Annotated in this window: 17 protein-coding genes; 2 read left to right on the forward strand and 15 right to left on the reverse strand. The window is 66.9% G+C overall.

Annotation, left to right across the window (positions count from 1 at the left end; all coding sequences use genetic code 11):
• Positions 1-33 precede the first annotated feature (33 nt).
• From C1925_RS12885 to C1925_RS12915, 7 genes are all read right to left on the reverse strand, one after another.
• Positions 34-453, reverse strand: coding sequence for a hypothetical protein (locus C1925_RS12885; protein WP_108769234.1), 420 nt, complete (start codon positions 451-453; stop codon positions 34-36).
• Positions 454-648: 195 nt separating this feature from the next.
• Positions 649-3,036, reverse strand: coding sequence for a GH92 family glycosyl hydrolase (locus C1925_RS12890; protein ID WP_108769235.1), 2,388 nt, complete (start codon positions 3,034-3,036; stop codon positions 649-651).
• 136 nt (positions 3,037-3,172) lie between these two features.
• Positions 3,173-3,514: a hypothetical protein gene (locus C1925_RS12895; RefSeq protein WP_108769236.1), complete on the reverse strand. Its 342-nt coding sequence runs from the start codon at positions 3,512-3,514 to the stop codon at positions 3,173-3,175.
• An 18-nt stretch (positions 3,515-3,532) separates the two neighbouring features.
• Positions 3,533-3,859 carry a hypothetical protein gene (locus C1925_RS12900; RefSeq protein WP_108769237.1) on the reverse strand — a complete coding sequence of 109 codons (327 nt, stop codon included), beginning with the start codon at positions 3,857-3,859 and terminating at the stop codon, positions 3,533-3,535.
• Between the two features lie 82 nt (positions 3,860-3,941).
• Entirely contained in the window at positions 3,942-4,694 is a 753-nt protein-coding gene (locus tag C1925_RS12905) for a hypothetical protein (protein WP_108769238.1), read from the reverse strand.
• An 85-nt stretch (positions 4,695-4,779) separates the two neighbouring features.
• The gene (locus C1925_RS12910) at positions 4,780-7,242 is read right to left on the reverse strand and encodes a prolyl oligopeptidase family serine peptidase (RefSeq protein WP_108769239.1); all 2,463 of its coding nucleotides are present in this window, start codon (positions 7,240-7,242) and stop codon (positions 4,780-4,782) included.
• Between the two features lie 132 nt (positions 7,243-7,374).
• Positions 7,375-7,704 carry a hypothetical protein gene (locus C1925_RS12915; protein ID WP_108769240.1) on the reverse strand — a complete coding sequence of 110 codons (330 nt, stop codon included), beginning with the start codon at positions 7,702-7,704 and terminating at the stop codon, positions 7,375-7,377.
• A 156-nt stretch (positions 7,705-7,860) separates the two neighbouring features.
• Between C1925_RS12915 and C1925_RS12920 the strand changes: the two genes are divergently transcribed.
• Complete coding sequence (locus C1925_RS12920) at positions 7,861-8,637, forward strand: HipA family kinase (protein WP_108769241.1); 777 nt, start codon at positions 7,861-7,863, stop codon at positions 8,635-8,637.
• A complete protein-coding gene (locus tag C1925_RS12925) occupies positions 8,615-9,007 on the forward strand; it encodes a DUF3037 domain-containing protein (protein WP_108769242.1) in 393 nt (130 codons plus the stop codon). The genes C1925_RS12920 and C1925_RS12925 overlap by 23 nt, the downstream gene beginning before the upstream one ends.
• Before the next feature lie 104 nt (positions 9,008-9,111).
• Here the strand turns inward: C1925_RS12925 and C1925_RS12930 are convergent, their stop codons facing one another.
• The 8 genes from C1925_RS12930 to C1925_RS12965 form a co-directional block, all read right to left on the reverse strand.
• Positions 9,112-10,464 carry a serine hydrolase gene (locus C1925_RS12930; protein WP_254051321.1) on the reverse strand — a complete coding sequence of 451 codons (1,353 nt, stop codon included), beginning with the start codon at positions 10,462-10,464 and terminating at the stop codon, positions 9,112-9,114.
• Between the two features lie 314 nt (positions 10,465-10,778).
• Positions 10,779-11,246 (reverse strand): transposase, encoded by a 468-nt coding sequence (locus C1925_RS12935; RefSeq protein WP_108770709.1) that lies wholly within the window; start codon positions 11,244-11,246, stop codon positions 10,779-10,781.
• Positions 11,247-11,421: 175 nt separating this feature from the next.
• Positions 11,422-13,962 (reverse strand): membrane-bound PQQ-dependent dehydrogenase, glucose/quinate/shikimate family, encoded by a 2,541-nt coding sequence (locus C1925_RS12940; RefSeq protein WP_108769244.1) that lies wholly within the window; start codon positions 13,960-13,962, stop codon positions 11,422-11,424.
• A gap of 181 nt (positions 13,963-14,143) precedes the next feature.
• Entirely contained in the window at positions 14,144-16,858 is a 2,715-nt protein-coding gene (gyrA, locus tag C1925_RS12945) for a DNA gyrase subunit A (protein WP_108769245.1), read from the reverse strand.
• Positions 16,859-17,095: 237 nt separating this feature from the next.
• A complete protein-coding gene (gene mtnA, locus C1925_RS12950) occupies positions 17,096-18,160 on the reverse strand; it encodes an S-methyl-5-thioribose-1-phosphate isomerase (RefSeq protein ID WP_108769246.1) in 1,065 nt (354 codons plus the stop codon).
• Positions 18,161-18,207: 47 nt separating this feature from the next.
• Positions 18,208-18,948: a DUF3011 domain-containing protein gene (locus tag C1925_RS12955; RefSeq protein ID WP_108769247.1), complete on the reverse strand. Its 741-nt coding sequence runs from the start codon at positions 18,946-18,948 to the stop codon at positions 18,208-18,210.
• A 132-nt stretch (positions 18,949-19,080) separates the two neighbouring features.
• Positions 19,081-20,022, reverse strand: coding sequence for an EF-P lysine aminoacylase EpmA (gene epmA / locus C1925_RS12960; protein WP_174213550.1), 942 nt, complete (start codon positions 20,020-20,022; stop codon positions 19,081-19,083).
• An 11-nt stretch (positions 20,023-20,033) separates the two neighbouring features.
• Positions 20,034-20,519, reverse strand: coding sequence for a GNAT family N-acetyltransferase (locus tag C1925_RS12965; RefSeq protein WP_108769249.1), 486 nt, complete (start codon positions 20,517-20,519; stop codon positions 20,034-20,036).
• Positions 20,520-20,567 lie beyond the last annotated feature (48 nt).

Below are 20,567 nucleotides of genomic sequence, written 5' to 3' on the forward strand. Positions count from 1 at the left end.
CAGTGGCGCAGTATCGCGAACGTCGAAGGTGGGTCATGAGTTTTCCAGAAGGAACTGGCTGATTTCGCGGCGCAGATCAAGGTCGTCGGTCTGCCGCGCGGCTTCGTCGGCGAGCAGCGCGAATTCGTAACCGCGCTCGGTCTCGCCCTGGTCGATGTGGCGCCGTGCCAGTTCCAGGCAGATCGACGCTTCGCCTTCGATCACGCCCAGCTGGCGCGCCTGGGTCAGCGCACGCTCGTAGTAGCCGATCGCCACGCCGCTGTCGCTGGTGAAGTCACCCAGGGTTTCCCAGAGGAAGGGATGGTCGCGGCCTTCCACCGCCATCGCATCGCAGTACTGCCGCAGCTCGTCGTGCAGCCGCCACTGGCTGCGGGTATCGCCGTGGGTGCTGGCATTGGCCATTTCGACCGCCACGCCCAGTACGTGCTCGTACACGTCCTGTGGAATTTCCATGGGAACCTCCTGCCGCTTGGATCTTGCACGGTCAGGCTAGCACGGCCGGGTGGTGCCCGGCCGTGTGGAGGTTCATCTACGCATGGCGTGGCACCGCATCCACGCATGGCGTGGATCTACCGGGCCGGATGGTGCGCGTTCAACGGGGCCGGGGGTGCCCGGCCGTGTGGTGGTTCATCCACGCATGGCGTGGATCTACTGGGGACCGTGCGACGGCGGTACGTCCTGCGCGCCCCACTGTTCGTTCTTCGTGCTGCCCAGCTCGAAGTCCAGCGTGCCGCCGCGCTGCACGAAGCTGGCCGGCAGCCAGCTGGCATTGCTGGCCTTGCCATCCACCTGCAGCGACTGCACGTACGGCGCATCCATCGCTGCGCCGCGTGCACGCACTACGATCTTCGCGCCCGGGCGGGTGATCACTGCTTCGGTGAACAGCGGACTGCCGATCACCAGGTCCGCGCGGCCCGGGTACACCGGATACAGGCCCAGCGCCGACCACACGTACCACGAGGACATCTGGCCGAGGTCATCATTGCCAGGCATGCCTTCGGGCGTGTTGGTCCAGATCTGCCGCATCGCCTGGCGCACGGTTTCCTGGGTCTTCCACGGCTGGCCGAGGAAGTTGTACAGCCACGGGGCGGCGATGGACGGCTCGTTGTCCAGCTCGGCGTGCAGCGGGCCGGACTTGGTCACTGCCCACGCACCATCGGGCTTGCGGAAGAACGCATCGAGCCGCGCGATGCTGGCCTCGCGGCCACCCAGCGCCTCGAACAGGCCCGCCGGATCGAACGGCACCATCCACAGGTACTGCGCGCCACTGCCTTCGACGAAACCGTCGTCGGCGGCCGGGTCGAACGCCGGCCAGCTGCCATCGGCGTTGCGCGGCTGGATGTAGCCCTGCTGCGCAGTGGCCTTGGGGTTGTAGAGATTGCGCCACCAGCCGGAGCGCTCACGGAACAGCTTTGCACCCTGCGCATCACCGGCTGCGAGGGCCAGCTCGGACAGGCCGAAATCGGCGCTGACCATTTCCAGCGTATCAGCCGCACTGCCCCAGCCCGGCGCGCCTTCCGGCATGTACTTCAGGGCCAGCCACTGGTCCAGGCCCGGGCGCTGGCCCACGCACAGCACCGGGCAACCGCGCTTGTCCAGATCACGCGCGGTGGGCACGGTGGCCGCTTTCTTCAGCGAGGCGTAGGCACGCTGCAGGTCGAAGCTGCGACCGCCGAAGGCATGTATGGCGGCCACCGACGGCGGCGACGGATCACCGTTCATCACGCCGGTGGCGCCGGTGATGTGGGTCCAGCGATCCCAGACGCCGCCATTCTGGTCGGCCTGGTTGAGCAGCGACTGCGCCACGTCCGAGCCCACCTGCGGCTGCAGCAGGGTCAGCAGCTGCAGCTGCGAGCGGTACACATCCCAGCCCGAATAGTTGGCGTACTGCGCCTGCTGCCGCTTGGCCAGCGCATGCACCTTGCCGTCCATGCCGCGGTAACGGCCATCGCCATCACTGTGCAGGTTGGGCGCCAGCATGGCGTGGTACAGCGCGGTGTAGAACACGGTGCGCTCGTCAGGCGTGCCGCCCTGCACCCGCACCTGGCCCAGCAGTTCGTTCCACTTCGCGCGGGTGGCCGCCTGCGTGGCCGCCACGGTCGTGCCCTGCGGACTCTCGCGGCGCAGGTTGGCCCGCGCGCCGGCTTCATCGACATAGGAAATGCCGATGCGCGCGGTCACCTGCGGCGTGCGCTTGGCATCGAAACTGATCCAGCCACCCGCGCCCTTGCCTGCCGGCGGGTGGCCCTTGCTGCCATAGGTGGTGCCACCGCCGCCCTCGCGCGCGCCGGCCTGCACGGTGTCATCGCGCCACGTGCCGCCCACTTCGAACGGCTGGTCGAACTCGGCGACGAAATGCAGGGTGTAGTAGCTCTCGCGGCGGTCCTCGGCGAGGTAGCCGCAGAAGTTGCCGCTGGTGACCGAGCCGCGCACGGTGCGCGTGGCCGGGTCGATGATGATGGTCGAATCGCTGCTGCCCACTTCGCTGTCGGAGGTGCGGAACAGCAGGTTGGCCGGCTTGTCGGCCGGGAACTGGAACTGGCCTACCGCAGTGCGCGCCGTGGCTGCCAGGCTCACGGCCACGCCGTTGTCGAGGGTGAGCGTGTAGGCGCCGGGGCTGGCGCTCTCCTTCGCGTGGTCCAGCAGGCTGGTATAGCGCACGCCGGCATCGGCCGAAGACGGCGACAGCTCGACCGGCAGCGTTACCGGCATCAACGGAATGTCGCCGCTGGCGCCGGTGCAGCCGGTGCCATTGACGTGGGTCAGGCTGAAACCGCGCACGCCGTTGCTGCGCCACTCGTAGCCACCGGGCGCGGCAATCGGGAAGCGCTTGCCCGGCAGTGCGGTCATTTCCGGGCTGAAGGCCACCATGCCGAAGGGCACCGTCGGCCCCGGGTAGACGTTGCCGGCGTTGGTGGTGCCGATGAAAGGATTGACCTCGGCGGCAAGATCCTGCGCGGGTGCCCTGGCGGCCAGCAACGGCAGCGGGGACAGCGTCAACACAGCGGAAACGACGACCAGCAACGAACGGGACATCGACAACTCCAGTGGAAGGAGGCACCCACGCGCCTTGAACCACTGAGGGTAGTACGCGCCCAAGCGCCCGGCGACGGGCCGGAGGTCATGGTTGACGGTACCCGGTCACGATCGCAGCCACCGGGCTGCGCGCTGGTCAGTACAACGTGCCCAGCTTGAACAGCGGCAGGTAGGCCGCAAACATCGCCAGCGGGGTCGCCACCATCAGCGTCACGCTGCCGATCAACGCCGACAGCCGCGCCTGCCCTGCCAGCCAGGCGGCAATCACCAGCGGCGGGCCTAGCCAGGCCAGCCCGTAGCTGCCTGCGAAGAACTGGGTGATGACGGGCAACGGCTGGCCCGCTTCGGCAAACTGCTGAGCGAACTGCGGGATCGCAAACCGGCCCAGTGCAGTACAGCCCACCGCAGCGGTGCCGCTGAACAACAGGCCGACCAGCAGCCATCCCCATCCGGTACGTCCACGTGCAGCGATTTTCATGGCGACGTCCGTGCGCGGTCAGTACGTGCCCTGCACGAACGGCTGCCCCGCCTGCGTGGTGCCGATGATCATCGCCACCGATTGATCGTTCTTGTGGAAGCCGGCCGAACACACCGCATTGCGGCCTTGGCCGCATTCGATCTCGGGGAAATCCGGCAGTGTGGCCTGCGTTGATTCCGGCGGCGTGGCCTGCCAGCCCGCTGCATCGAGCAGACGCTTGGCCTTGGCATAGGGCATGCCGGCGGTGATGCCCAGCGCGGCCAGCTCGCCAGTCAGTTCCTGCGCTGCGGTAATGGCCGGCGCGATACCCAACGACAAGGACACAGCAAGGACGAAGGCTTTCATTGAACACATCCGTGGCAAGCACCAGAGCTGCAGCGTACCGCAGCTTCGCTGCACTGCGATGTCCGCGTCACAGATGGTTACGCTACCTGCAGGCCAGCGCGTCCATCTCCAGGTGCAGGCGGAGCCTTTCCTGCAGCCAGCCGGGATGGAACCGTGCCCGGCTTCTTTCGCCGGGAGGCAGCAGCGCGATCACGGCGTCGCTCAGCGCCGGGCGCCACTGCGCGGGCAGCGTGCCGGTGTCGATCGACCGCGAATGCCCCATGGGCATCTGCTTCCACGGCAGCATGAGCGCCTTCTGCGATGTGGAAACAAATGCGACCGGCGGGTGCCCCTTGCGCCTCACGGTCACCGATAGCGTCGGGTAATCGTCCGTCCATAGACCACTCTCGGGCGACAGCTGCTGCTGAACCCGTTTGCGCAGCTCCACCTCAGTCAATGTCTTCCGTGCCCAGGCCTGCCGCTGCGCGAAACCGCACGATGGCGCCGGCGATCTCGTCATGGTCGGGTCCAGCCGTGTGATCGCGGCGCGATCCAGTCGGCGTGCGACCTCATCGACGGCCACCGCCATCGTCACCGGCGCAGCGTCAATGGCCGCTTCAAACGCCGACACTGAAGCGGCAGGCAGCGTTACGTACTGACCGTCGCGCCGATTCATCGGCAAAGCGGCATCCACCCGCGTCGTCACGCCACGTGAGTCGCGTTCGATGCGCCAGTGTTCCTGCACATCGCCCCATCCCAACCACCGGTACTCGATGTCGATACGCAGGTTGGGCTCTGCTGCCAGCACCGGTGCGGTGATACACAGGCCTGCAAGGACCAGCCACCAGAATTTCATCGCGCGCTCCTTCGCCCTGCAATCGTCGGGGATGCCAGGGCCGCCCGAAGGCGGCCCTGGATGCAGCTGTCGAGCAGGCTCGACGCTACTTCGCGTTCTTCACGTAGGTGTCGAACCAGTTCAGCATTTCAGACACCAGCTGCTCGTTCGATTCCAGCGCGGTGTACCAGTGCGGTTCGTTCGGCAGCATCACCAGGCGGGTGGTACCGCCGTTGCCACGGATGGCCTGGTACAGCTTGCGCGACTGGAACGGCTCGGTACCCGGGTTGGCATCGTCTTCGCCGTGGACCAGCAGCAGCGGCAGCTTGATCTTGTCGGCGTAGAAGAACGGCGAGGCCTTCAGGTACACGTCCTGCGCCTGCCACACCGAGCGACGCTCGTTCTGGAAGCCGAACGGGGTGAACGTCTTGTTGTACGAACCGCTGGTCGCCACGCCGGCCTTGAACAGGTTGGTGTGGGCGATCAGGTTGGCGGTCATCAGGCCGCCGTGGCTGTGGCCGGTGACACCGATGCGGTTGCGGTCGACCACACCCATGTCCACGGCCTTGTCCACCGCCGCCTTGGCGTCGGCTTCCAGCTGCTCCAGGTAGGTGTCATAGGCGGTCTTCGGGTCGCCGACGATCGGGAACGAGGCGTTGTCGATGATCGCGTAGCCGGCCAGCAGCATCAGGCGGTACGGCTGCAGGCGGGTGAAGGTCTGCTGCGAACCGGACACCTGGCCGGCCTGGGCGGCGTTGGCGAAGTCGGCCGGGTACGCGTACAGGATCGCCGGCACGCGCTGACCTTCCTTGTAGCCCGGCGGGGTGTACAGGGTGAAGGACAGATCCACGCCGTCGGCGCGCTTGTAGGTCACCAGCTGCTTCTTGATCTGGCGCACTTCCGGGGTCGGGTCGACCAGCTTGGTCAGCGCGGTGGCGGTGGATGCGAACTGCGCCTCGCCGTCCTTTGCTGCGGCAACCGCCTCGCCCTGCTGGCGCACGAACGCGTTCGGCGCGTCCATCACCGACTGGTGCCAGGTCAGGTACCGGCCCGGGGTGTTGCTGAAACCAAGGAACTGCTCGTAGGCATCGGCATCGCTGCGGAACAGGCGCTCGCTCTTCAGCGAACCCAGGTCCAGGCGGTCGAGGAACGGACGATCGCCCTGCGGCGAAGCGCCCTGCCCGCGCAGGAACACGAAATTGCCTTCCTGGCGCACGACTGCGGCGCCGTTGGGCAGACGCTTGAACACCAGGTTGCCCGGGTCGCCGTACAGCTCATCGCTGGACATGTCCCACAGCAGGCGGCCTTCCTTCTTCGGCTGGTCGACATCGACGATGCGAGTCTGCACCCAGTGGCGGTTCTCGTCGTTCTCGAACATGAAGGACACGGCCGGATCCGCCGACCAGGCCAGGCCTTCGAAACGCTGTGCGGTGCGGGCGATCTCCACCGGCTTGCCGTTGAACGGGGCCTTCAGCATCAGCACGCGATCACGGTGCGGCACGCTCACCTTCCAGTCGCCCTTGTCCAGCGCTTCGGCATAGACCAGGGTAGCCGGATCGGTGGAGCGCCAGTCGAAACCACGCGGGCCTTCCGGCACGCCATGCACGGGCACGCGGTCGGCCAGCGGCAGGCTGGCGATGGCGGTGATCTTGCCACTGGCGATGTCCAGCACCGCAACGTCGTTGGCGAAGCGCTGGTAGGTCACCGCGTGCGAGAACGGCGGCTTGATCGATTCGGTCAGCACGTGCACGCCATCGGGCGCGGCGCTGACATCGTTGAAGATGGCGGCGCTGCCGACTGGGCGCACCTTGCCACTGGTGGTGTCGACCACGGCCAGCTGCGAGGCGCCGTAGTAGGCGAACAGCTTTTCATCGTGCACGCTGGTCAGCGTGTCACGGGCTTCGTAGGTGCTGCTTTCGCCGCTGCTGCCCAGCGATTCCTGCGCGTCCGGGCCGGTCGGCACGCCGCCGTCGGACGGGGCTGCGCCCTGGTTGGCCGGCACCAGCTTGACCAGCAGGTTCTGGCTGCCACCCAGCCACTGCACGGTGCTGCCGAAGATCGGATTGAGCTGCACGCCCGGCACCTGCTTGACCTGGCCGGTGGCTGCATCGCCCACCCACAGCTGCACGCTGTTTTCCACCGCGTTCTGGAACGCGAAGTGGCTGCCATCGGCCGACCACAGGGCCCCACCGGCGCAGCCCTGCGGCAGGTCGACCTTGGTGGTCTTGCCGCTGGCGATTTCCACCACGCTGAAATCGGCCACGCAGGCCGGAATGCCGTAGCCACCGGGGGTGTCATGGCGGCTGCGGTTCTTCGGCTCCAGGCGCACGCCGGCCAGCTTCAGGTACGGCTGGGCCACGCGGGCGATGGACGGATAGGTCTGCGCAGTGGTCAGCAGCAGGCGCTGCCCGCTGGGGTCGACGTTCGGTGCCGGCGGCGGCGGAGCCTTCAGCACCTTGAGCAGGTGCTCCGGCGGCTTTGCGTAGTCGGCAAGCGCCGGGCCAGCGGCCAACAGGCCGACGGTGGCAACGGCAATGGCCGCCGCCAGAGAGGTGCGATGGATGAGCATCCTTGATCCCCTGGGGTGTGATTGGGCACCCGCCAGACAGCGGGCATCGGCCGAATCTAGCACCCCGGGGTGGGTTGTGAATGGGCCGGAAGGACTAGTGGCCGGATGCTGCAAACCCCACCGGCCCTTGCCTTACTGCTGCGCGTGGAGGTCCCACGTGGTCAGGTAATCGGGGTCGACCACGATCGCGCCACCGGAGCGCAGCCGGTATTCACCCGGTTCCGCGGGCCGGTACTGGTCGAGCATCGGCGGCAGGTAACGTTCATGGCCATCGGCCTCGTCGGCCAGCACCACGCCTTCCTCGGCACTGATGCGCAGCACCGTGCCCGAATACTGCTGCTGGTCCCGCATCTGGCCATCGCCGCCGTAGCGGGTAATGCCCACCAGCACCACTTTGCCGATCATCTGTTCGACCTTGGCGTCGTCCAGGGTCGGCAGCAGGGGAATGGATTCGTCATTCATGGGTGCACCTCCAATGCCTGCAAGTACATCGTGGAAACGCTTGAAGGATGGCAGCTCTCGTACACCACGGCCATCCTGGCCGGTTCATGCTCCCCGGGCTCTGATGCTGCCACCGCTGGCAGCAGGGTGAAGTGAAGACTGCAGTAGAATTCGTTCATGCGCACCGTACACGCCCTCCGCTACATCACCCCGCTCCGCGAAGGGGGCTCCCTGCCCGCGGTGGTCGAGACCGACGACGACGGCATGGCCGTGCTCAAGTTCCGTGGCGCCGGCCAGGGTCCGAAGGCACTGATCGCCGAGCTGATCGCCGGTGAAATGGCCCGCTCGGTCGGCCTGCCGATTCCGGAAATCCTGTTCGTGGAACTGGACAGCGAATTCGCCCGCACTGAACCTGACCCGGAAATCCAGGACCTGATCCGTGCGAGCGAGGGCCTGAACCTGGGCCTGGATTACCTGCCCGGCGCGATCAACTACGATCCTGCCGCGATGCCGGTGGACGCCGACCTGGCCTCGCGCCTGGTCTGGTTCGATGCGTTCACCAGCAATGTCGATCGCACCACGCGCAACCCCAACCTGATGGTCTGGCACCGCAAGCTGTACCTGATCGACCACGGTGCGGCGATGTACTTCCATCACGACTGGGCCAACGCCGGCGACGCCTGCGAAAAGCCCTTCGTGCTGATCCGCGACCACGTGCTGCTGCCGTTTGCCAGCCGCATTGCCGAAGTGGATGCCGAGCTCGCCGCGCGCCTGCCCGATGCCGAGATCGAGCGCATCGTCGGCCTGGTGCCCGACAGCTGGCTGGTGGACGAGCCGGCGTTCGACAGCCCGCAGGCCTATCGCCAGGGCTACATCAACTACCTCAAGCACCGCCTGAAGGTGCGTGCGGTGTTCGTGCAGGAGGCCGTCCGTGCCCACGCTGCACACGTATGACTATGCGGTCATCCGCGTGGTACCGCGGGTGGAACGCGAAGAGTTCATCAACGTCGGGGTGATCGTCTCCTGCCCCGGCGCACGGCATCTGGAAGCCGCGATCGAGATCGACGCCGGGCGCCTGCAGGCGTTCGCGCCGGCACTGGACCTGGAAGCGCTGCAGCCGTGGCTGGATGCCATCGTGGCGATCTGCCGCGGTGATGCCAATGCCGGCCCGATCGCGCAGCTGCCCGCGCGTGCACGCTTCCATTTCCTTACGGCCAAGCGCAGTTCGATCGTGCAGATGTCCAGCACGCACGTCGGCCGCACGGCCGATCCGGAGGGTGTGGTCGAGCACCTGATGACGAAGATGGTGCGGGTGCCGCGCTGAGGGGGGCGGCGGCGGACTGTCCCTCGCGACCCGCTGAAACCCCGCGCTGCGCGCGATAGTCGACCAACGGTCGACTCTACCCCCGGTCCGGCTTGTCGCCTGCATTACAGCGGCAAACGCCGTGCGATGTAGTTGACCACGTTGCCGACCGCATCCGGATCCACGTTGGCCAGGCCGATGACCACGTAGCCCTGCTCGGGCAGCACCACGATGGCACTGTTCGAGCCAGGCGCCCCGCCCTCGTGCCCGTACTGGCGCTGGCTGCCCTGCCCCTGCACGACGAAGCCATAGCCATACCAGCCCTTGTGGTTCTGCGCGGTGGTGGCCTGCTTCAGCAGCGCCGGCGATACCAGCTTGCCGCTGCGCAGGGCCTCGCAGAACTTCAGCATGTCCGCGGCGGTGCTGTAACCACCACCAGCCGACATGCCGCGCCAGGGCAGCGTCTTGATTTCGCGTACCCACTGCCCGTCCTTCCTGGTATAGGCGATGGCACGGTGCTCAACATCCACGGTTTCCGGCTCGAACCCGGTAGCGGTCATTCCTGCCGGGCGCAGGATGTGCGCGTCCACGTAGTCGTAGTACGACTGCCCGGAAACGGCCTCGATGATGCGGCCAAGCACGATGAAGCCGTAATTGGAGTAGGCATCCTGGCTGCCGGGCGTGAACTGCGGGGCATCCTTGGCGAAGCGCTGCACGTAGTCATCCAGCGTCTTCAGCGAGGCCGAGTACTGGTCGAAATCATCGCCGAAGAAATCGCCCAGGCCGCTGGTGTGGGTCAACAGCTGGCGCACGGTCACGGTATCGGCGACGGAATTGTTCGGATAGTCCGGCAGGTGCTTGCCGATCGTATCGCCCAGGCTCACTTTGCCGGCCTGCACCAGCTGCAGGATGGCCACCGAGGTGAACATCTTGTTGGACGAGGCCAGGCGGAATCGGGTCTGCGCGTCGACTGCCTTGTTCACGCCGCGGTCGGCCAGGCCTGCGTGCCAGTCCAGCAGCACGCGCCCGTTCTGCGCCACCAGCACGCTACCCGACAGCGCATCCTCAGCGGCCAAGGCGTCCAGCTTTGCACGGGCGTCGGCCATCAGCTGCGGCAAGGCGACGCGTGCGGGCTGGTATTTTTCCGGCGTGGGCATGCCTTCCAGCTGGAACAGCTTCAGTTGTGCCGGATGGGCCGGGTCCATCTCCGCGGTCACCAGCATCGCACGCTCGGTCTGCTGCGCCAGCACCAGCAGCTTCACCTGCAGTGGCGTGCTCTCACGCACCTCCAGCAGCTTCAGCGGGCCGGTCGACTCGCGGAACTCCAGATAGTCCTGCGGAGTGCTGCCGTCCTTCTTGGCGTAACGCTCAGCGAAGGCCTGCAACTGCTCCAGGCTGCCGGCATTGAACGCTGCCAGCCAGTCATCAGCCGCACGTCGGGCCTCAGGAGCGGGCGACGCAGCGTGCGCGGCGCCCATGCACAACAGCATCAACAAGGCCCAGAGCAATGGGCGGGCAGGAAGACAGCGCACGAACATGGCGATTCCTTCGCAGACGAGGCGTGCGGCCATCCTATCCCACCGCTGGCGCGTGCCGAGTGGGTAGAGCCGACCGTTGGTCGACTACCGCGCGGAGCGCGGGGTTTTGGCCTGGTCGCAACGTGCAGTGTCATCCAGCGGCCAGCGGCACCATCCCTCGCATGCCGAGGGGGTAGCGTCGACCGTTGGTCGACTATCGCGCAAAGCGCGGGGTTCTGGCCTGGTCGCAACGTGCAGTCGACCAACGGTCGACTCTACCCTGGGGCGGTGTCATCCAGCGGCCAGCGGCACCATCCATGGGGGTACTCGCCCAGCCGGGTTGCCAATCCTGCCCTTATGGGATTGGCCAGGATGTAGCGCGCATGCTTTCGCAGTGATTCCTCACTGCGGATCGCATGGTCGAAGTAGCCCGCCTGCCAGAGGGCCCCGGCGCTTCCGCGGTGTTGGTTGATGAGCAAACCGCTGCGTGACTTGAAGCGCTGCACGCAGTAGCCGAGTGAATTTTCGCGTAGCTGGGCAAGCCAATGCAGGTGGTCGGGCATGACCACCCACGCAAGCGACGCGGTCAGGCCTTGTTGGTCCATTGCCTCCAACACGTGCATGGCGATGCCGGCGTTGGTTGGATCTTCGAAGATGAGACGACGATTTCTGCAGATCATCGTGATGGCGTATACGTTGCCGATGAGGGAGCGGCGGCCGATGAGGAGTTGTGGACTGGGCATGTGGTTGAACATGCCCATCTTGGTTCCGTATTGGCATCGGCGTGACGCCAGTCAGCCCATAGGGATATGACCCGACGCCGACTGGGTAGAGTCGACCGTTGGTCGACTCCCGCGCGAGGCGCGGGGTTTTAGTTGGGACGCGAAAGGCAGTCGACCAACGGTCGACTCTACCCCGTCACTTCGGTAACGCGTACGCCATCACGTAATCGCCCTTCGGCGTTTCCATGAAGTGGTGCCCCGCCGCGACGATCACCACGTACTGGCGGCCGTCCTGCTCGTACACCATCGGGTTGGCCTGGCCACCGGCCGGCAGCTTGACGTGCCACAGCTCCTTGCCGGTCTTCAGGTCGATCGCGCGCAGCAGGTCGTCGGTGGCGGCGGCAATGAAGATCAGGCCGCTGGCGGTCACCACCGCGCCACCATTGTTGGGCGTACCAATCTCGATCGGCAGGCCGGAGCGGATGCCGAACGGGCCATTGCCACGGGCGCTGCCGAACGGACGATCCCACAGCAGCTTGCCGGTGCGCAGATCGACCGCGCGGATGCCACCGTAGGGCGGCTGCTTGCACAGCAGGCCGGTGAACGGCAGGCGCCAGCCAGCATTGACGTCGATGGCGTACGGCGTACCGACCTGCGGGTCACCCGCACCCTCGGCACCACCCTTGTCGGTGCGGATATCTTCGCGCGGCAGCCAGCCCTTGCGGTCAGCTTCGGCGCGCGGCACCAGCCGGTTGTAGTTGGGCATGTCGTTGTAGTTGGCCACGATCACGCCGCGACGCGTATCGATGGCCACGCTGCCCCAGTCCGAACCGCCGTTGTAGCCGGGGTATTCAATGGAATGGTGGTCGGCGCTCGGCGGCGTGTAGAAGCCCTCGTAGTGCGCCTTGCGGAACTGGATGCGGCACACCAGCTGATCAATCGGGGTGATCCCCCACATGTCCTGCTCGGTCAGATCGTGTTCGCGGCGCAGCGTGTGGTAGAGCGAGAACAGCTGGGTGGGCGAACGCTGCTCCGGCTCGGCACCACCACCGGGCACCTTGCGCTCTTCGGCCGGGGTCAGCAGCTGGCCGGTGCGGCGGTCGAGGATGTACATGTCGCCCTGCTTGGTCGGCAGCAGGATGGCCGGCACCTTGCCCTGCGCGGTCGGGTAGTCGATCAGGCTCGCCTGCGAGCCCATGTCGTAGTCCCAGACATCCTTGCGCACGGCCTGGAAATGCCAGGCCGGCTTGCCGGTGGTCACGTCGATGGCCACCAGCGAGGTCGCGTACTTGTTCTGGTTCTCGGTGCGCGAGCCGCTCCAGTAATCGCCCGCGGAATTACCCATCGGCAGGTAGACCAGGCCCAGCTTTTCATCGCCGGTGGCGGTGGTCCACATGTTCGGCGTACCGCGCGTGTATTCCTTGCCCTGCGCCGGCAGGCCGGTCAGTTCCGGCTGGTCCATGTCCCAGGCCCAGCGCAGCTTGCCGGTCACTGCGTCATAGGCCTGGATGACGCCCGAGGGTGCATCGCGGCGCTGGCCGTCCAGCACCTGGTGGCCGGTGACGATGACGCCGCGCACGATGGCCGGTGGCGAGGTGATGGAGACGTAGCCCGGCGGCGTCTTGCCCATGCCCAGGGTGATGTCGACCTGGCCGTTGTTGCCGAAGTTGGCGCACGGCTTTCCGCTGTCCGCGTCCACCGCGATGATGCGGCCGTCCAGGGTGCCTTCGATGATGCGCGCGGTGCAGGCCGGGCGGTTGCCAGGCACGCTGGCCGCGCCGGGGGTCGGCGGCGGCGCCGGCAGTGCCAGATCGGCGGCCGCGTCGGCCAGCGCGGCATCGACCACGGCGGCGCCACTGGGCTGCTCGTAATAGGACACGCCGCGGCACGCTGCGGTATAGGGAATCGAAGCGTCTTTCACCTTCGGATTGAAGCGCCAGATTTCCTTGCCGGTACTGGCATCGAGCGCGATCAGCTGGTTGCGCGCGGTGCACAGGTACAGGCGGTTGCCGATCTTGAGCGGCGTGGTTTCCGCGCCCCAGCGGTTTTCCGGCAGGTCGCCGGTGCGGAACTGCCAGGCCGGTTGCAGCGTGGCCACGTTGTCCGGGGTGATCTGCTGCAGCGGCGAGAACCGTGTCGCGGCGTTGTTGCGGCCCCACGCGGCCCAGTCACCGTCGGCCGGTCGGTCGGAGGGCTGCAGGCCCGTGGTGTCCTCGGTTGGATCGATGCCGGTCGACGCAGCCGCGTCGGGGAACGGCTGGTCGCCGCGCACTTCGCCATGCGGCACGAAGGCCAGCGCGAAGGCCGCCACGAAGACCAGCATCAACACCGCCGCAACAACACGCGATGCGCGACGCGGGAAAGGCTGCTGCAGCGTCGGTGCCAGCAGCGCCATCACGATCGCCAGCGCGGTCACCAGGCCCAGCCGTGGCACCCAGCGCCAGTAGGTGCTGCCCGATTCCCACCACGTCCACAGCAGCGTGCCGACGAAGATGAGGGAGAACAACAGCGCGGCGCTGCGGCGGTTGCCCCACAGCAGCACGCCGCTGACCAGCATGGCGATGCCGGCGATGGCGTAGTACCAGGAACCGCCCAGCGTGAGCAGCCAGACGCCCAAGCCGCCGATGACCGCGCCGAGCAGGATCAGCAGCAGGGAGAGAACGGTGGCCACCGGGTGCCGGCGACGCGGCGGGAGGGTCTGGCCATCGGGAGGAACAGCAGCGGGGGCGGCAGGCATTTCAGGCTCCAGGGCGCGACCGTGCGGTCGGTTGGACGGGGGGGCTCCACTGCGGACGGCACCGTCCGCTGGTTCACCAACCGTTATCCGCCCCTGCCTGTGAAATGAATGCGTTCTTTGCCCGCAAACAACGACGCCGGCACAAGGCCGGCGTCGTCGGGTACCTGTCATCGCGGCAGGATCACTCCTGCGCGGCGTCCTCGCTGCTGGCAGCAGCCGGTGCGCCGTCGGTCGCGGCCGGGGCGGCGGCTGCCACCTCGTCCTCGTCCTCGTCGATCGAGGCATCCATGCGCTCCACCGCCTGCAGCTTCTCGTCCTTGGACAGGCGGATCAGGGTGACGCCCTGGGTGTTGCGGCCGACGCGGCTGATTTCAGAGCCACGGGTACGCACCAGAGTGCCGCCGTCGGAGATCAGCAGGACCTCGTCATCCGAACCCATCAGCACCGCGGCGACCAGCTTGCCGTTGCGCTCGGTGGTCTGGATGCCGATCACGCCCTGGGTGCCACGCCCCTTGCGCGGGTAGTCCGGCAGCGGGGTGCGCTTGCCGTAGCCGTTCTCGGTGGCGGTCAGGATGTACTGCACGCTGGCGTCGTCGGCGCCGTCGATCACCGCATCGCCAGTGGCTGCGGTTTCCTCGACACCATTGTCGTCCTCGTTCTCGTCCTCGCTGCCGCCGGCACTCTCGGCCACGATCAGGCTGACCACTTCCTCGCCGGCCGGCATCTTGATGCCGCGCACGCCGGTGGCGGTACGGCCCATCGAGCGGACCTTGTCCTCGCCGAAGCGCACGGTCTTGCCATTCGAGGCGAACAGCAGGATGTCACGCTCGCCGTCGGTCAGGCCGACGCCGACCAGAGCATCGCCTTCGTCCAGGTTGATCGCGATCTTGCCGCGGGCCAGACGGAAGGCGAACTCGCCCAGCGGGGTCTTCTTGACCGTACCGTTCCTGGTGGCGAAGAACACGAACTGGCCATCGGCGTACTCGCGCACCGGCAGCACGGCCTGCACGCGTTCGCCCGGTTCCAGCGGGATCCAGTTGATGATCGGACGGCCGCGGGCGTTGGAACCGGCTTCGGGCAACTGGTACACCGGCAGCCAGAACACCTTGCCCGAACTGGTGAAGGTCAGCAGCGTGTCGTGCGTGTTGACCAGCCACAGCTGTTCGATGAAATCCTCTTCCTTGGTCGACGCGGCACTGCGGCCACGGCCACCACGGCGCTGCGCGCGGTACACGCTCACCGGCTGGCGCTTCACGTAACCGGCGTGGGACACGGTAACCACCACGTCTTCCGGCGCGATCAGGTCGAGGATGTCCAGGTCTTCTTCGCTGTGGCGGATCTCGGTACGACGCTCGTCGCCGAATTCTGCCTTGACGTTGACCAGTTCCTCGCGGATGACCTGGCGCAGTCGGTCGGGGTCTTCGAGGATGTGGATCAGCCCGGCGATCACTTCCAGCAGCTGCTTGTACTCGTCGGTCAGGCGGTCCTGCTCCAGCCCGGTCAGGCGGTGCAGGCGCATTTCCAGGATCTGGGTGGCCTGGATCTCGGTCAGCTGGTAGCCGCCCTCGATCAGGCCCACGCCCTTGGGCAGGTCTTCCGGACGCGAGGCTTCGGCACCGGCGGCGCCCAGCATCGAACCGACCAGACCCGGTTCCCACAGGCGGGCGAGCATGCGTTCGCGCGCTTCGTTGGGGTTCGGCGAGGTCTTGATCAGTTCGATCATCTCGTCGATGTTGGCCAGCGCGACGGTCAGGCCTTCCAGCACGTGGGCACGGGCGCGCGCCTTGCGCAGCTCGAACACGGTGCGGCGGGTGACCACTTCGCGACGGTGGCGGACGAAGGCCTCGAGCATCTGCTTGAGGTTCATCAACTGCGGGCGGCCGTCGACCAGCGCCACCATGTTGATGCCGAACACCGATTCCATCTGCGTCTGCTGGTACAGGTTGTTCAGCACAACCTCGGCAGATTCACCGCGCTTGATCTCGATGTAGATGCGCATGCCGTCCTTGTCGGACTCATCGCGCAGCTCGCTGATGCCTTCGATCTTCTTTTCCTTGACCAGCTCGGCGATCTTTTCGATCAGACGCGCCTTGTTCACCTGGTAAGGAATTTCAGTGACGATGATCGATTCGCGGCCGTTGTCGGCCACTTCGATATCGGCACGGGCACGGATGCGCACGCGGCCACGGCCGGTGCGGTAGCCTGCGACGATGCCGGCGGTGCCGTTGATGATGCCGGCGGTCGGGAAATCGGGGCCCGGAATGTACTCCATCAGGCCGTCGACATCGATCTCCGGGTTGTCGATCAGCGCGATGCAGGCGTTGATCGACTCGCTCAGGTTGTGCGGCGGGATGTTGGTGGCCATGCCCACCGCGATACCGGCCGAACCGTTGACCAGCAGGTTCGGGAACCGGGTCGGCATGACCGTCGGCTCCAGTTCCTTTTCGTCGTAGTTGGGCTGGAAATCGACGGTTTCCTTGTCGATGTCGGCCATCAGCTCATGCGCGAGGCGCGACATGCGCGCTTCGGTGTATCGCATGGCCGCGGCGGAGTCGCCATCGATCGAGCCGAAGTTACCCTGGCCATCGACCAGCATGTAACGCAGCGAGAACGGCTGTGCCAGACGCACCAGCGTGTCGTACACCGACTGATCGCCATGCGGGTGGTACTTACCGATGACGTCACCGACGATACGCGCCGACTTGAAGTAGGGCTTGTTGCTGTGCGCGTTCAACTCGTTCATCGCGAACAGCACGCGGCGATGCACCGGCTTGAGGCCGTCGCGCGCATCCGGGAGCGCGCGGCCCACGATCACGCTCATCGCGTAATCGAGGTAGCTCTTGCGCATCTCGTCTTCCAGGTTGACCTGGATGATTTCCTTGGCGGTTTCTGCCATTCGGGTTCCGTTGTCTGGTAGCGGTCCAGTCCGGCGCAGCCCTCTGCGGGAGGGGGTCGTGCCGGAACCTCGATTCAACCTGTGGATACTACCACAACAGGCCGTTTTCCGCCTCCCTTTACGGGGATTTTACCGGCACAAATCAGGAACTTAGGGGGTTGCCGGCCAGCGGCCGGCACCACCGGGGCCGGGGTCGGAGCCCTTTCCTGCGGAAAGGGATCCGACCCTGCACCTGCATCAACCGCCGAAGGCGGCGCGCATGTTCTCGGCGGTCGGGTTCAGGATGACCCCGCGCTCGGTCACGATGGCGTCGATCAGCTCGCCCGGGGTGACGTCGAACACCGGGTTCCAGGCGGCAATGCCCTCGGCCACGGTGCGGGTGCCGCCCACGCCGTACAGCTCGCCCGGGTCGCGCTGCTCGATCTCGATCTGGCTGCCGTCCACGGTGTCCATGTCCACCGTCGAGGACGGGGCCACAACCATGAACTTCACCCCGTGGTGGCGGGCGGCGATGGCCAGCTGGTAGGTACCGATCTTGTTGGCGGTATCGCCGTTGGCGCAGATGCGGTCGGCACCAACGATCACCCACTGCACGGCACCGGTCTTCATCAGGTGCGAGGCGGCGGAATCGGCGATCAGGGTGGCATCGATGCCATCCTGCTGCAGCTCCCACACGGTCAGGCGCGCGCCCTGCAGCCACGGCCGGGTCTCACCGGCAAACACGCGGGCGATGCGGTGCTGGGCCATGCCGGCGCGGATCACGCCCAACGCGGTACCGAAGCCGGCGGTGGCCAGCGAGCCGGTGTTGCAATGGGTCAGCACGCCGCTGCCGGCGTCGATCAGGCCGGCACCCAGCGCGCCCATGTGGCGGTTGGCGGCCAGGTCTTCCTCGGCGATGGCCTGGGCCTCGGCTTCCAGCAACGCCTTCCAGTCGGCGCCGGCGGCGGTCAGGCAACGGCGCATGCGGGCCAGTGCCCAGGCCAGGTTCACCGCGGTCGGGCGCGAGGCGTTCAGCCGCTGCAGGGCCGGTTCCAGCTGCTGCAGGGCGTGCGCGCCGTCGGCGGCCTGCACCTCGCGTGCGGCCAGCACCACGCCCCAGGCGGCGGCAATGCCGATGGCCGGCGCACCGCGCACGGTCAGCGCGTGGATGGCGGTGGCGACGTCGTCGCTGTCATGGCAGACCACGTGTTCGACCACGAACGGCAGCTTGCGCTGGTCGAGCAGTTGCAGGGCATCGCCGGTCCACAGGATCGGGCGGATGTGGTCGTAGCGGGCGTAGTCGAGGTCGGTGGCAGTGTTCATGGGCCCATTGTAGGGCCACGCCCCGCGTGGTTGGAGCCTGCCCGGGCTCAATTCACCGAGAAATCGGCGCGGCAGCCGCCGTCCACCCAGATGCCATTGCGGCTCCAGCCCCAGGTCTTGCCTTCCTCGCAGGCTGTGCCGGACAGCTGCTTGATGACCTTGGCCTCGGTGGAAATGGTGGCGCCGCAGAAGCGCCGCCGCTTGGACTTGGATTCGCAGGTCAGCTTGCGGGCCACGTCTACGAAACGCCCGGCATCGTCGGCCACTTCGAAATCGCCCTGGCAGCCGCGGCTGGTCCAGACTTCATTGCGCTTGTAGCCCCAGCCCTGCCCTTCGCGGCACGGCAGCACCGAGAGCTGGCGCAGCAGTCGCACCGGCGCGCCATCCAGCCGCACCGGGCAGCTCTGCGGACGGCCATTGGATTCGCAGCGCACCACGCGGCGCACCAGGTGCTTGCTCTTGCCTTCGCCGGCAGCGGCGGAGCTGGCGGCACCTTCAGCGCCGCGTGCACGGAATTCGGCACGGCAGCCCAGAGTCACCCACACGCCGCTGCGGTCGGTACCCCACTCGCTGCCACGGATGCAGGTGTTGCTCGACAGCTGGCGCACCAGGTCGACGCCGTTGCTGACGTCGATATCGCAGTGCACCCAGCCCATGTCGCGCGATTCGCAGGTCACCACTTCGCCTTCGTAGCCCGCTGCCTGGGCAGACGCCGACGACGGCAGCAGGCCGCCCCATATCGCCATGGAGTACACCGGTGCCGCGACGACCGCAAACCACTTGACCAAAGCATTCCCCAACGGAGCGGATGAACCACGATGCCAGTGTCCTGCATCAGGCGTGATAAGACCATCATCGTGCTTGCTGAATCAAGCGCGAAATCCGTTGTTTTTGTTCAGGCGCAGATCGCGCGCGGTCGTTCAGGCGTGGGCGAAATCAAACGCAAGGACATCAGCGATGCGCGGCGTGCGGTTCATCGCCATCAGCAAGCGGTCCACGCCCACCGCCACGCCTGCACAGGCCGGCATCGCAGGCAACGCGGACAGCAGTGCCTCATCCAGCGCAGGCTGCACCTGGCCGCGTTCGTGCCGGCGCTGCTGGTCGCGCTCGAAGCGCGCACGCTGCTCGCCTGCATCGTTCAGCTCGTGATAGCCGTTGGCGAGCTCGACCGCCCCAAGGTACAACTCGAACCGCTCGGCCAGCGCTGGCGTGCCCGCGCGGATGCGCGCCAGCGCGGCCTGGCTGGCCGGCCAGTCATGGACCACGGTCATGACCGCGTCATCGAAGTGCGGTTGGATGCGATGGGTCATCAGCAGGTCCAGCCAGTCATCGCGGGTCAGGCCGACCGGGTCGATGTGCACCTCACCCAGCGCCGCGCGCAACGCCGCTTCGTCCGCATCGAACGGATCGACGCCGGCGTGCTGCTGGAACAGTTCGCGGTAGCTGAGCACGCGCAGGGTCGCCGTGCGCCCGACCAGCGCCAGTGCTTCGCGCACCAGCTCGGCGGTTTCCTGCATCAGGCGATGGTGATCCCAGCCCACGCGGTACCACTCCAGCATGGTGAACTCGGGATTGTGGCGACCACCGGCCTCGCCGTTGCGGAACACCCGGCCGAGTTCGTAGCAGTCACCCACACCAGCGGCGAGCAGGCGCTTGAGCGGGAATTCCGGCGAGGTGCGCAGCCAACGGCGGCGGCCACCGGCATCGACGTGGCCACTGAAATCGGTATGGAAGCTGTCGATGTTCGGCTCGGTGTTGCCGGCCACCGACAGGATCGGCGTTTCCACTTCCAGCACGTCACGCTCGGCGAAGAAGCGGCGCAGCAGCGCGTTGAGCGCGGCACGCTGCTGCAGCGCGCGCATCAGGGCCTCGCTCACAGAATGCCCTCCGGGCGCGGATGGTCCAGTGGCAGGGTCAGCAGATCGCGGGTGTCATCGATGTAGCCGCTGGCCAGATACAGGCGCCGCGCCAGCTCGTTGTGGTGATTCACCTCCAGGCGCATGCGGCTGACACCGCGCCCGCGCGCACGCTGTTCGCAGGTGGCCAGCGCCTGCTTGCCGCGGCCGCGGCCGCGCGCGCGGTGCGCCAGGTACAGCTCGTCCAGCAGCACGAAGTGACCGCCCTGCTCCAGGCTGAAGCCCATCGCGATCACCGCGTAGCCGCAGACCTCGCCCGCTTCATCCAGCCACAGCAGCACTTCGCCGTTGCGGGGGTCGGCCAGCAGCGCATCGACGCCGCGGCGTACGCGCGCGTCATCGAATTCGATCTTGTCTTCGGCGTAGAACTCGCGCATCAACGCGATCAGCACGTCCTCATCGGCGCGGGTGGCCAGGCGGAAATCCAGCGGGGCGGTCTGCATAGGGTGTCCTCTCATGCATCAGGCCGGGCGCGCGTGGCGCCCGGCGGG

The organism is Stenotrophomonas sp. SAU14A_NAIMI4_5, from assembly GCF_003086795.1.
Classification (GTDB): Bacteria; Pseudomonadota; Gammaproteobacteria; order Xanthomonadales; family Xanthomonadaceae; genus Stenotrophomonas.